Raw genomic sequence first — 13,189 nt, forward strand, 5'->3', positions numbered from 1 at the left:
CCGGCGTCCGCGACTCCCCCGCTGCGCTCGGGCCTTCCATAGCCAAGTGACCGGCCGTTAACATCCGGAAGCTGCCTTCGCGTCGACAGGCGAGGAGTCGAGGTCGTGCCCGTTCTGCGTTCCCGTCTCGATCCCCGGTCCGACACCTACCGGGCCAACCGCACCGCACAACTGGCCGCCCTCGCGGCGCTGCACGAACAACTGGACCTGGCCCGGGCCGGCGGCGGCGAACGCTACGTCGAACGACATCGGGCCCGCGGGCGCCTGACCGCCCGTCAGCGCATCGAGTTGCTGCTCGACCGGGACGCGCCCTTCCTGGAGTTGTCCTCCCTGGCCGCGTGGGGCACCGACTTCACCGTGGGCGCCGGCGTGGTCACCGGTATCGGTCCGGTCTCCGGCGTGGAGTGTGTGCTGATCGCCAACGACCCGACGGTGCGCGGCGGTTCCGTCAATCCGTACTCCCTGCGCAAGAATCTGCGCGCGCTGGAGATCGCCCGCCGCAACCGACTGCCCGTGGTCAACCTCGTCGAGTCCGGGGGCGCGGATCTGCCCACCCAGGCCGAGCTGTTCGTGCCCGGCGGCCGGGTCTTCCACGACCTGACCGAGCTGTCCGCGCTCGGGATCCCCACCATCGCCCTCGTGTTCGGCAACTCGACCGCCGGCGGCGCCTACATCCCGGGTCTGTGCGACCACGCGGTCCTGGTGGCCGGCCAGGCCAAGGTCTTCCTCGGTGGGCCACCGCTGGTCCGGATGGCCACCGGCGAGGAGGCGGACGACGAGGAGTTGGGCGGCGCCGCGATGCACGCGCGCGTGTCCGGACTCGCCGACCACCATGCCGTCGACGAGTACGACTGCCTGCGGATCGGGCGGCGCATCGTGGCCGACCTGAACTGGCGCAAGCACGGTCCGGGTCCGAGCCGACCGCCCGACGAGCCGCTGTACGACATCGACGAGGTGCTCGGCCTGGTACCGACGGACCTGCGCGTCCCGTTCGATCCGCGCGAGGTGCTGGCCCGGGTGGTGGACGGGTCGCGGTTCGACGAGTACAAGTCCGAGCACGGCACCAGCCTGGTCACCGGCTGGGCCTCGGTGCACGGCTTCCCGGTCGGGGTGCTGGCCAACGCGCGCGGGGTGCTGTTCGGCGAGGAGTCCAGGAAGGCCGCCGAGTTCATCCAACTCGCCAACCGCTCGCACACCCCGCTGCTGTTCCTCCAGAACACCACCGGCTACATGGTCGGCACCGCCTACGAACAGGGCGGCATCGTCAAGGACGGCGCCAAGATGATCAACGCGGTGACCAACTCCACCGTCCCGCACCTCACCCTCAACATCGGCGCGTCCTTCGGCGCGGGCAACTACGGGATGTCCGGGCGTGCCTTCGACCCCCGCCTGCTGTTCGCGTGGCCGACCGCCAAACTCGCGGTGATGGGCGCCGCGCAACTGGCGGGCGTGTTGTCCATCGTCGGCCGCCAGGCCGCCGCCGCTCGTGGGATCGCCTTCGACGAGGACGTGGACGAACTGCGGCGCGCCGCGATCGAGGCGCAGATCGAGCGCGAATCGCACGCCTTCTTCGTCACCGCGCGGCTCTACGACGACGGGGTGATCGATCCCCGCGACACCCGCACCGTGCTCGGCATCGCGCTGTCCGCCGCACATTCGGCCCCGGTCGCGGGTACCACCGGCTACGGGATCTTCCGCATGTAGGCCCGACTTCCGCCGGGGCCGCACCCGCCACCGCACCCGCCACCGCACCTGCCCCCGCGACCACCCCCACCGGCCACCCGCACACCGAGGGGATCGTATGCCGCTCATCCGCAGGCTGTTGATCGCCAACCGCGGCGAGATCGCGGTCCGGATCGCCCGCACCGCACACGCGATGGGGATCGACACCGTGGCCGTGTACGCCGATCCCGACGTCGACTCCCCGCACGTCGCGGCGGCGGACGAGGCGGTCCGGCTGCCGGGCGCGGCGGCCACGGACACCTACCTGCGCGGCGACCTGCTGATCGAGGCGGCCCGGACCACCGGCGCCGACACGATCCACCCCGGCTACGGATTCCTGTCCGAGAACGCCGACTTCGCCCGCCGAACAGCGGAGGCGGGGCTGCTCTTCGTCGGCCCGGCCCCCGAGACCATCGCCGCGATGGGCGACAAACTCGCCGCGAAGGACCTCCTCGGCCGCGCCGGCGTCCCGGTCCTGCCGGGCGGCGTCGTGGCCCCCGAGTCCGCGCCCGAATCCGTGCACGAACTGGCCGCCCGCATCGGCTTCCCCCTCCTCGTCAAGGCCGCGTTCGGCGGCGGCGGTCGGGGCATGCGCGTGGTCCGCGCCCCGGACGAACTGCCCGCCGCCGTCGCCGCCGCCCGTCGCGAGGCCGCCGCCGCGTTCGGCGACGACACCGTGTTCCTGGAGCAACTGGTCGTGAATCCAAGGCACATCGAGGTGCAGATCCTCGGCGACACGCACGGTCGGGTGATCGCCCTGTTCGAGCGGGACTGCTCGATCCAGCGCCGACACCAGAAACTGATCGAGGAGAGCCCCGCGCCGGGCATCGACCCCGGATTGCGCGCCGAGTTGTGCGCGGCGGCGGTCACCGCCGGTCGCGCGATCGGCTATCTCGGCGCGGGCACCGTCGAGTTCGTCATCGACCGCGCCGGCGCCTTCCACCTCCTGGAGGTGAACACCAGACTCCAGGTCGAGCACCCGGTCACCGAACTGACCACGGGCCTGGACCTGGTCCGCCTGCAACTCCTGGTGGCCCAGGGCCACGCGCTGCCCGCGAAGGCGCACTCCGCCGGGCACGCGATCGAGGCCCGGCTGTACGCGGAGGACCCGATCCGGGACTACGCCCCCTCGGTCGGCACCCTGCACCGGTTCGAACTCGCCGAGTCCGAGCGGGACGCAATCCGGGTGGACGCCGGGGTGGTGACGGGCAGCCGGATCGGCGCGCACTACGACGCGCTCCTGGCCAAGGTGATCGCGTATGCGCCGACCCGCGAGGAGGCGTGTCGCAAACTCGCCCGCGCACTGGCCCGGGCCCGGGTACACGGCGTACGCACCAACCGCGACCTGCTCGTCGGCGTGCTGCGCTCGGCCGAATTCACCGCCGGCGCCGTGGACACCGGCTTCCTGGATCGGCATGCCGCCGCCGACCTGTGTGCCGCCGACCCCTCGGCGACGCCCGTGCACGCCGCCGCCGCAGCGCTCGCCGGACAGGCCGAACGCCGGTCCCGGGCAAGCGTGTTGACGAGCATCCCGAGCGGCTGGCGCAATGTCCGCGACGCCGACCAGCAGGTGACCTACACATCCGACCCGGACACCCGGACCACCGTGTCCTACCGCGTCCCGGACCACGTCGCGATCGACGGAAAACCCCTGCCGGGCCTGGTGATCCACGCCGCGCACGCCGATCGGGTCGACCTGACCGCCGACGGCGTCCGGCGAACCGTACACGTGCACCGGGTCGGCGACACGGTGTACCTGGACAGCCCGCTCGGCGCGAGCGTGCTGACCGAACTCCCGCGCCTGCCCGAGCCGGTGCCGGCCGAGACCGAACCGGCCGGGTCACTGCTCGCGCCGATGCCCGGCACGGTGGTGCGGATCGCGGTCGCCGTGGGCCAACGGGTGACGGCCGGGCAACTCGTCCTGGCCGTGGAGGCGATGAAGATGGAGCACGAGGTGACCGCCCCGTACCCGGGCGTGGTGTCCCACCTGCCGGTCGGCACGGGCGAAGCGGTGGACACCGGCGCGGTGTTGGCGGTCGTCCGCGTCGCGGATGGCGAGGAGTCGGGGCTCACCACGAAGCCGGCCGACCCACCCGCCGAGACACCGGAGGAGGCGGTCGGATGAGCCGGACCGACAGCCGCCCGATCCGGATCGCCAACTGCTCCGGCTTCTACGGCGATCGCCTCTCCGCCGCGCACGAGATGGTCGAGGGCGGCCCGATCGACGTGCTCACCGGCGACTACCTGGCCGAACTGACCATGTCCATCCTGTGGAAGGCCCGCGCCAAGGACCCGAGCGCCGGCTACGCGCGCACCTTCGTGACCCAACTCGAACAGGTCATGGGCACGTGCCTGGACCGGGGCATCCGGGTGGTCTCCAACGCGGGCGGCCTCAACCCCGCCGGCCTGGCCGAGCGACTGCACGCGAGCGCGCAACGCCTGGGCCTGGCCCCGAAGATCGCGTACATCACCGGCGACGACGTACTGGACCGGATCGACGCCGGCCCGCGCACCGTGACGGCCAACGCCTACCTCGGCGGCTGGGGCATCGCCGAGGCGCTGGCCGAGGGCGCCGACATCGTGGTCTGCCCGCGCGTGACCGACGCGTCCCTGGTGGTCGGCCCCGCCGCGTGGTGGCACGGCTGGCGACGCACCGACCACGACCGCATCGCCGGCGCGATCGTCGCGGGCCACGTGATCGAGTGCGGCCCGCAGGCCACCGGCGGCAACTACCCCTTCCTCGGCGAACCCGCGCGACGGCAACGCCCGGGCCGGACCGCCGACTTCGCCCTGGACAGCCGCCGACCCGGCTTCCCGATCGCCGAGGTGGCCGCCGACGGCTCGTCGGTGATCACCAAACACCGCGGCACCGGCGGCACCGTCTCGATCGGCACGGTCACCGCCCAACTCCTGTACGAGATCGGCGGCCCCGCCTATGCCAACCCCGACGCGGTGGCCTGCTTCGACACCATCCGGATAGGTCCGGCCGGCCCCGACCGGGTCCGGATCCAGGGCGTCCGGGGCCTGCCGCCACCACCCACCCTCAAGGTCGGCGTCAACGAACTCGGCGGCTACCGCAACACCATGACGATGGTGCTCACCGGCCTGGACATCGAGGCCAAGGCCGCGCACGCCGAGCGCATGTTGTTCGACGCGCTCGGCGGCCGGGACCGCTTCGCCGAGGTGGACGTGCGGCTGATCCGCTACGACCGCCCCGACGCGCCGACCAACGAGCAGGCCGGCGCGCACCTGCGGATCACCGTCAAGGACCCGGACCCGACCAGGGTCGGCCGGGCCTTCTCCGGCGCGGTCGTCGAACTGGCCCTGGCCGGCTACCCCGGCTTCCACACCACCACCCCGCCCACGGCCGAGACCGCCTACGCCGTCTTCCGCGCCGCGTGGATCCCGGCGGGCGAGGTCGCGCACACCGTGGTGCTCCCCGACGGCACCGCCCGCCCGATCCCGCCGCCGGATTTGACCGCCGCGCTGCCCCACGGCTTCCCGGACCCCCTACCTCCCCCACGCCTCGACCCGCCGGGCCGACCCGCCCGCCCGCCGACCCCCACTCGCCGAGCCCCCCTGGGCCTGGTCTGCGGCGCCCGCTCCGGCGACAAGGGCGGCGACGCCAACCTCGGCCTGTGGACGCGCGACGACGCGTCGTATCGCTGGCTGCGCGTACATCTGACCGTCGATCGGCTGCGCGAGCTGCTGCCGGAGGCGGCCGACCTGCCGATCGAACGCCACGTGTTCGACAACCTGCGCGCGGTGAACTTCGTGATCACCGGCCTGCTCGGCGAGGGCGTCGGCTCCTCGACCCGACCCGATCCGCAGGCCAAGGGCCTGGGCGAGTACGTGCGGTCCCGCCATACCGACATCCCCACGACGCTGCTGGACGGGTGATCCATGCGCTTTGCCGAAAACCGCGACGAAACCCGCGACGAAGGCTTCGACCCGAGCATCGACGAGAGCGACGAACACCGGGCCCTACGCGCCGCCGTGGGTGCCATCACCGACGGATTCGGCCCCGGCTACTTCGCCGAGCACAGCCGCGAGCGCCGCCCCACCACCGAGTTGTGGCGGGAACTGGGCCGGCACGGCTACATCGGCGTCAACCTGCCCGAGGAATACGGCGGCGGCGGTGGCGGTCTGGTCGAGTTGACCATCGTCTGCGAGGAGGTCGCCGCGCACGGCTGCCCGCTGCTGCTGCTCCTGGTGTCCGGGGCGATCGCCGGCGAGGTGCTGACCCGCTTCGGCACCGCCGGGCAACAGGCCGCGTGGTTGCCGGGCCTGGCCGCCGGCACCCACAAGATCGTGTTCGCGATCACCGAACCGGAGGCCGGTTCCAACACCCATCGACTGTCCACCACGGCCCGCCGCGACGGCGAGGGTTGGTTGCTGCGTGGCACCAAGCAGTTCATCTCCGGAGTCGACGAGGCCGACGCGGTCCTCGTGGTGGCCCGCACCGGCACCGACCCCGGCTCCGGGCACGGCCGGCTCTCGCTGTTCCTGGTCGACACCGCCGACCCGAGACTGACCGCGACCCCACTGGCGATCGAAGGAGCGGCCCCGGAACGCCAGTTCACCCTCTTCTTCGACGACGTACCACTGTCCGCCGACCGGCTGATCGGCACCGAGGGCGACGGGCTGCGCCAGGTCTTCCACGGCCTCAACCCCGAGCGGGTGACCGGGGCGGCACTTGGCGTGGGCATCGCGAGATACGCCCTCGCCCGCGCGGCCGACTACGCCCGGAACCGCGAGGTATGGGATCGCCCGATCGGCACCCACCAGGCGATCGCCCACCCGCTCGCCCAGGCCGCCATCGAGGTCGAGTTGGCCGCGCTGATGACCTACCGCGCGGCCCGACTGCACGACGCGGGCGAGGCGCGGGTCAAGGCCGCCGGAGAGGCCGCCAACATGGCCAAGTACGCCGCCGCCGAGGCGGCCGTACACGCCGTCGACGCGGCGATCCAGACCCACGGCGGCAACGGGATGAGCCGCGACTACGGGCTGATCCCCCTGTGGGCGATGGCCCGCACATTGCGGATCGCGCCGGTGAGCCGGGAGATGATCCTCAATCATGTGGCGCGGCACACACTGGGATTGCCACGTTCGTACTGATCCCCGATCGGCGGCCGGAGGAGTCGGCGCACTTGCGTGCGACTTGTGAATGACTCGGCACGGGACTCGGGATCGACGCGCCGGCAACCCGTCGGGCACAAAATAGACAGAGGCTGCACCGCTCCCGGCGCGACCGTGCGGGGCGTCGTCCGGGACCGGCGCCATCGGTCGGGCTCGGCGGAGAAGGCAGTGGGAGCGTTGGATCAAGTGCTGGCGGGACGGCCCGTCTGGGACGTGGACATCACGAGTGTGTGGTTCGTCATAGGCATGGCGGTCGCCACCGCCGGTACCGCCTTCGCCACCGTCTGGTTCTGGAACCGCCCGACGCTGCAGCGCACCCGCCGGATCTGCACGCTGTTGTTCACCCAGCTCATGGTGACCTTCACCATCCTGGCCGCGGTCAACGCGCAGATGTACTTCTACTCGACCCTGTCGGACCTGATGCACATCGCCGACGGGCCGTCCGTACCGGACGTGTCGGTGTCCACGGTGAAGGTCAAGCACCTCGATCCCAAGCCGGCCGTGCCGTTCTCCGACGACGACGGCAAGGGCCTGCCGTTCATGGTCACCAAGCCCCCGCTGACCGACCAGCCGCGCCCGCCGCATCCGCCACGGCGCGGCGCCGACCCCAAGCACGGCGTGCTGGTCAACACCAGCATCCAGGGCCCGCGCACCGGTTACAAACTGAACACCTTCGTCTATCTGCCGGCCGCCTACTTCACCCCGGACAACGCCCGGACCCGCTTCCCCGTGATCCAGCTGACCTCGGGCTTCCCCGGCACCCCGGACACCTGGCTGCGCCGGATGAAGGTGCACCAGATGCTGGCGGGCCTGATGGAGTCGGGGCGGATGCCGCCGGCGATCGTGGTGATCGCGGCACAGAACCCGATCGAGGGCCGCGACAGCGAGTGTGTGGACGCGCCCGGCGGCGCCCGCGCCGACACCTACCTCGGCCAGGACGTGCCCGACGCGATAGCGGCCAACTTCCGCACCGCGCCCGCGCCGGCGGGCTGGGGGCTGCTCGGCTACTCGACCGGCGGCTTCTGCTCGGCGAACCTGGCCCTGCGCCACCCCGACCGCTACACCGCGGCGGCCAGCCTGTCCGGCTACTTCAAAGCGATCACCGACATGACCACGGGCGATCTGTACAGGGGCGACGACGGGCTGCGCCGGGCCAACAGCCCGCAGTACACGATCGACAACCCCCGGCGGGCGCCGGTGCGGATGTATCTGTTCGCGGCCAAGGGCGAGGGCAAAACGGTGCGCGAGGCCCGCGAGTTCGCCCGCAGGTTCCGGCCCACGGACACGGTGAAGGTACAGATCGAGTCGTCCGGCGGGCACAACTTCGGCACCTGGGCCAGGGGGCTGCCCGCGGCGTTCGAGTGGCTGGGGCGCGAACTCGCGGCGGCCACCGCGCAGCAGGGCGAGGTACGCGGACCGGCCTTCACGGGCGGACGCCCGCTGCACTGAGCGGTGGCCGCCGGTCCTTCAACGCGGCTGCGTACGGTGCGAGACTTCTGCGGCGCCATCCGAACGGAAGCTCAGCAGCCCGTCGCCCGCCCGGGCGGTGGACCGCCGCACCGAGACGAGGATCGCCCATGCATCCCGGTGTCATCGCCGCCGCGCACCCCGACCGCCCCGCCGTGATCCTGGCCGGCTCCGGCCGGGTCGTCACCTACGCCGAGTTGGACGCCGAATCCAATCGTTTCGCCCACCTGATGTACGACGCCGGGCTGCGTCCCGGGGACCATCTGGCCATCGCCCTGGAGAACCATCCCCTCTATCTCGCGATCACCTGGGCCGCACAGCGCTCCGGACTGATCTACACGCCGGTGAGCGTGCGCCTGCACCCGGACGAACTCGCCTACGTGGTCGACAATTGCGGCGCCCGCGTATTCGTCTGTTCGGCCGGCGTCGGCGAACTCGCGGGCGCCGTCCGGGAACGGGCGCCCCGGGTCGAGCGTTGGCTGATGCTCGACGGCGCGAGAGCCGGGTTCGAGGCGTACGAGGAGGCGGTGCGGCCGTACCCGAGCACGCCGATCGCCGTCGAACTCGAAGGCGCCGACATGCTCTACTCCTCCGGCACCACCGGCCGACCCAAGGGTGTACTGCCCCGCCGCGAGGATCATCCGCTGGGCAGCGGACCTGCCGTGACGCTCTATCGGCTGCTCGGCGCGCTGTACGGGATGGACACCTCGGGCGCCGGCGGCGACGTCTACCTGTGCCCGGCGCCGCTGTATCACGCGGCCCCGCTGCGCTACTGCATGCAGTTCCTCCGGGGCGGGCACACCGTGGTGGTGCTGGAGCGCTTCGACGCCGAGGCAGCGCTCGCGGCGATCGAGCGATACCGGGTGACGCACAGTCAGTGGGTGCCGACCATGTTCGTGCGCATGCTCAAACTGCCCGCCGAGGTGCGCGATCGCCATGATCTGTCGTCGCTGCGCTACGCGGTGCACGCGTCGGCGCCGTGTCCGCCCGAGGTCAAGGAACGCATGCTGGAGTGGTGGGGGCCGGTGTTGTACGAGTACTACGCGGGCACCGAGGCCAACGGCTACGTCGCCTGCACGCCCGAGGAGTGGCTGACCCATCGCGGCACCGTGGGGCGGGCGATCCTGGGCACGCCGCACGTGTGCGACGAGCAGGGCCGCGATCTGCCGGTGGGCGAGGACGGCGTGGTCTACTTCGCCGACGGGCCGCAGTTCTCCTACCACGAGGATCCGGCCAAGACCGAGGCCGGCCGCGATCCCGGCGGCCGGGGCTGGACCACCCTCGGCGACATCGGACACCTGGACGCGGACGGTTTCCTGTACCTGACGGATCGTCAATCACACCTGATCATCAGCGGCGGGGTGAACATCTACCCGCAGGAGGTGGAGAACCTGCTCGCCCTGCATCCCGCGATCGCCGACGTCGCGGTGTTCGGCGTGCCCGACGCGGACCTGGGCGAGCAGGTCAAGGCGGTCGTGCAGCCGGCCGAAGGCGCCGTGCCCGGACCGGAGTTGGCCGAGGAACTGATCGCGTACTGCCGCGCCCGACTGGCCCACTACAAGTGCCCGCGCTCCGTCGACTTCCGTCCCACACTCCCGCGCCACCCGACCGGGAAGCTGTACAAACGTCTGCTGGTCGAGGAGTACGAGCGCTCGTGAGGGAACACCGGTAGGTTGTGCGGCCCAAGGCCCCGTGCCTGCGAATCCAATGAATCCCCGGGGGGATCGCGCACGTCATGACCATGCCGTTCCAGAACGAAACACAGCTGATCATCCGGCAGAACTTCCGCCCGATCGTGAACCAATACGTGGTGCACCTGGTCGGCCCGGACGGCAAGCACGGACCGGTGATCGCCTTCGCGCAGCAAAAGCGCGGCAAGCTCAAGGAAGAGGTGATCCTCTACACGGACGACACCAAGACCACCGAACTCGCCCGGTTCAAGGCGCGCCAGATGCTCGACATCCGGTCCCAGCACGACGTGACCGGTGTCGAGGGCAGCAACCTCGGCATGTTCGCCAAGGACTTCAAGAAGTCGCTGCTGCGTTCCACGTGGCACCTGGAACGTCCGGACGCTCCCCGGGCAACGGGGCAGGAGCGCAGCCTCACCGGGGCGATCGTGCGCCGCCTGTGGGGCCTCATACCGGTGGTCGGGGACTGGTTGCCGGCCCCGACCTACCACTTCGACTTCGTCGACGAGGGCGGCCGGCCGGTGCTGACCGTCGAGCGGCAGATGAAGCTGCGCGACCAGTACCTGGTCTCGCTCCCCGACCCGACGATGGACCGCCGACTGGCGATCTGCGTCGCGGTGGCCATGGACGCCATCCAGAACCGCTGAATCGTTCCGCCGCCGGCCGGGTCCCCCAGCGACCCGGCCGGCGGCGGGCCGGTCGTGCCCGGTGCGCCGCGTGCGCTCAGTCCTCGTCCGGCACCAGGACGGGCGTGTCCCGCTTGAGCACCTCGCCCCGGAAGAAGGCCGGGCTCTCGATCCGGCGGATCTCCATCAGCACCACGCCCAGCACCAGCAGGCCCACGCCGATGATGAACACGCTGCCCACGCCCAGGACCCGGTTGCCGTCGCCGTAGTTCGGGTCGGCCACGTCGACCAGCGTCTTGACGAAGATCGCGCCCAGCATCAGTCCGCCGAGGGCCGGCATGACACCCTTGACCATCGCCTCGCGCACGCTGCGCGACAGGTCCTTGCGGAAGTACCACACGCAGGAGAACGCGGTCAGCGAGTAGTAGAAACAGATCATCAGGCCGAGCGCATAGATCGTATCGGTGAGCACGTTCTCCGACAGGATCGTCATCACCGTGTAGAACGCGCCGGTCGCGACGCCCGCGGTGATGGTGGCGAACCCCGGTGTCTTGTACCGGGGATGCACCCGCGAGAACACCTTCGGCACCGCCTGGTAGGTGCTCATCGACAACAGGGTGCGGGCGACCGGGATGAAGGTGGTCTGGAGGCTGGCCACCGAACTGGCCAGAACCGCGACGAACATCAGCACGCCGAGCCCCGAACCCATCACCGGATCGGCCAGTTTCGCGAAGATGTTGTCGTCCTCGTCGTTGTTCAGGCCCAGTCCCGTGGTCCCGGTGCCCGCGTACATCAGCGTGGCGACGCCGGTCGTCAGGTAGGCCACCACGATGCACAACACCGAGATGATCGCGGCCCGACCCGGAACCTTGGGCCCGCCGGCGGTCTCCTCGTTGATGCTCAGTGCGGTGTCCCAACCCCAGTACATGAAGATCGACAACGACAGGCCCGCGGTCAGCGCGGCGAAGCTGCCGATGCTGAACGGGTTGAACCAGTCGAAGGAGAACGGGATCGAGGTGGGCACGTCGCCCGCGCCGGCCTTGCCGATGGCCATCACGACGAACAGGGCGAGCACCGCGAGTTGGAGCGCGACGAGCACGTATTGGACCCGCTTGGTCACCGTCATGCCGCGGTAGCTGATCGCGGTGGCGATGGCGATGAAGGCCAGACAGGTGGGCACGTGGACGAGCTTGTTGTCGTCCAGGTCGCGGATCCGGTCGCTGTCGAACGCCTCACCCAGCGCGAGGTAGAAGAACGACGTGCCGATGCCGGCCAGGTTGGACAGCACGATGATGGTGGCCATCACCAGGCCCCAGCCACACATCCAACCCACGCGCGGACCGAACGCCTTGACCGTCCAGGTGAAGGACGTGCCGGCGTCCGGAACGGCCTTGCTGAGTTCGCGGTACGCGAAGGCGACGAGCAACATCGGCACGAAGCCGACCAGGAAGATCGCCGGCATGTGGGTGCCGACCTGGTTGACCGTGGGCCCGAGCGCGCCGGTGAGCGTGTACACCGGCGCCACCGTGGAGATGGCGACGACCACGCTGCCCAGCAGGCCGATGGAATTTCTGCTCAGCCCCTTGTCCTGGAGATCGGACTCCGGCAGGTAGTGCGACTCCCCTACCAGGTGGTGCTGGTGCTTATCGCCCCTTTGGCGCACGTGCTCATGACTCACAAGTGAACAGACTAAGTCAGGATGAAACGACTTTTGACCAAAGGGGTCGGGAACGATCGCACGAGTCGCTCATGTCACTCGTTGGGGCTTTCGGGCGGAGCCGTCGGGCGGGGCCGGCCGGCGCTATCGCCGAGCATCCCGGCCAGCAGTTCGGCGATTCCGGTGCGGATGTCGGCGCGGGAGGGGGGTGTGGCCCAGCCCGAGCCGGCGATCGCGTCGAACATCACCCCTTCGCACCACGCGACCAGGAATCGGCCGTGCCGCGCGGGTTCGGGCGAGCCGAGCGCGGCCACCATCGCGACGGCCGCCTCCCGGAACGCGACCCCGGCACTGTCGTACATCCCGCGCAACTCGGGGCGCCGGGTCGCCTCCAAGGCCAGTTCGTAGCGGGCGATCTTCTGCGCACGCCCCTCGCGGATGGCCTCGCTCACGATCGTGGCGGCCATGTCGGCGACCCCGTCCACGTCGCGGGGCAGCGCGGGCGGCAGGTCGCCGTCGGCCAGCGCAGGGGCGAACTCCCCCGCCTCCAGGACGGTCATCCGGGCCAGCGCCACCTCCAGGAGCGCGACGCGCGTGCGCGCGTAGTAGGAGGTGGACCCGGCCGGCAGCCCGGCGGCCTCGTCGACCGCGCGATGGGTCAGCCCGCGCATGCCGCGCTCGACGAGCAGGCGGATCGCGGTGTCGCCGATCAGCACGAGGCGGTCGGGGCGGTCGGGGGTGCGCTTGGCGATGGTCGTCACGGGGGCAGCCTAGCGATTTCGCTACAGCTGTAGAGATCAATCCGCTACAGGTGTAGAGATTCGGGCCACTACAGCTGTAGAGTCATGGCCAGGTCCTCTACACCTGTAGTGGGCACCGGGCAGTCGACG

9 protein-coding genes are annotated in these 13,189 nt (G+C 70.8%); 7 read left to right on the plus strand and 2 right to left on the minus strand.

Going from position 1 to position 13,189, the window contains the following annotated elements; translation table 11 throughout:
* Nucleotides 1-105: 105 nt before the first annotated feature.
* The 7 genes from ACWGR4_RS09900 (at nucleotide 106) to ACWGR4_RS09930 (ending at nucleotide 10,663) form a co-directional block, all read left to right on the plus strand.
* Nucleotides 106-1,704: an acyl-CoA carboxylase subunit beta gene (locus tag ACWGR4_RS09900; RefSeq protein ID WP_452130715.1), complete on the plus strand. Its 1,599-nt coding sequence runs from the start codon at nucleotides 106-108 to the stop codon at nucleotides 1,702-1,704.
* A 97-nt stretch (nucleotides 1,705-1,801) separates the two neighbouring features.
* On the plus strand, nucleotides 1,802-3,847 hold the full coding sequence (locus tag ACWGR4_RS09905) for an acetyl/propionyl/methylcrotonyl-CoA carboxylase subunit alpha (protein WP_452130714.1): 2,046 nt from the start codon (nucleotides 1,802-1,804) through the stop codon (nucleotides 3,845-3,847).
* Complete coding sequence (locus tag ACWGR4_RS09910) at nucleotides 3,844-5,622, plus strand: acyclic terpene utilization AtuA family protein (protein ID WP_452130713.1); 1,779 nt, start codon at nucleotides 3,844-3,846, stop codon at nucleotides 5,620-5,622. Before ACWGR4_RS09905 ends, ACWGR4_RS09910 begins: the two co-directional genes overlap by 4 nt.
* Before the next feature lie 3 nt (nucleotides 5,623-5,625).
* A complete protein-coding gene (locus tag ACWGR4_RS09915; RefSeq protein ID WP_452130712.1) occupies nucleotides 5,626-6,840 on the plus strand; it encodes an acyl-CoA dehydrogenase family protein in 1,215 nt (404 codons plus the stop codon).
* A 189-nt stretch (nucleotides 6,841-7,029) separates the two neighbouring features.
* Complete coding sequence (locus ACWGR4_RS09920) at nucleotides 7,030-8,310, plus strand: alpha/beta hydrolase (protein ID WP_379998543.1); 1,281 nt, start codon at nucleotides 7,030-7,032, stop codon at nucleotides 8,308-8,310.
* Between the two features lie 128 nt (nucleotides 8,311-8,438).
* On the plus strand, nucleotides 8,439-9,986 hold the full coding sequence (locus tag ACWGR4_RS09925; RefSeq protein ID WP_452130711.1) for an AMP-binding protein: 1,548 nt from the start codon (nucleotides 8,439-8,441) through the stop codon (nucleotides 9,984-9,986).
* Nucleotides 9,987-10,063: 77 nt separating this feature from the next.
* Nucleotides 10,064-10,663 (plus strand): LURP-one-related/scramblase family protein, encoded by a 600-nt coding sequence (locus ACWGR4_RS09930; RefSeq protein ID WP_379998547.1) that lies wholly within the window; start codon nucleotides 10,064-10,066, stop codon nucleotides 10,661-10,663.
* Between the two features lie 76 nt (nucleotides 10,664-10,739).
* Here ACWGR4_RS09930 and ACWGR4_RS09935 read toward each other — a convergent pair whose 3' ends face one another.
* Complete coding sequence (locus ACWGR4_RS09935; protein WP_452132859.1) at nucleotides 10,740-12,305, minus strand: APC family permease; 1,566 nt, start codon at nucleotides 12,303-12,305, stop codon at nucleotides 10,740-10,742.
* Between the two features lie 89 nt (nucleotides 12,306-12,394).
* Entirely contained in the window at nucleotides 12,395-13,060 is a 666-nt protein-coding gene (locus ACWGR4_RS09940; RefSeq protein ID WP_452132860.1) for a TetR/AcrR family transcriptional regulator, read from the minus strand.
* Nucleotides 13,061-13,189: the final 129 nt, after the last annotated feature.

It is taken from the genome of Embleya sp. NPDC055664 (genome assembly GCF_053618075.1).

What these genes read in the sequence shown, in the direction of transcription:
- ACWGR4_RS09905 (WP_452130714.1), top strand. Translation starts at nt 1,802, where the DNA reads ATGCCGCTCATCCGCAGGCTGTTGATCGCCAACCGCGGCGAGATCGCG.
- ACWGR4_RS09910 (WP_452130713.1), top strand. Translation starts at nt 3,844, where the DNA reads ATGAGCCGGACCGACAGCCGCCCGATCCGGATCGCCAACTGCTCCGGC.
- ACWGR4_RS09915 (WP_452130712.1), top strand. Translation starts at nt 5,626, where the DNA reads ATGCGCTTTGCCGAAAACCGCGACGAAACCCGCGACGAAGGCTTCGAC.
- ACWGR4_RS09925 (WP_452130711.1), top strand. Translation starts at nt 8,439, where the DNA reads ATGCATCCCGGTGTCATCGCCGCCGCGCACCCCGACCGCCCCGCCGTG.
- ACWGR4_RS09930 (WP_379998547.1), top strand. Translation starts at nt 10,064, where the DNA reads ATGACCATGCCGTTCCAGAACGAAACACAGCTGATCATCCGGCAGAAC.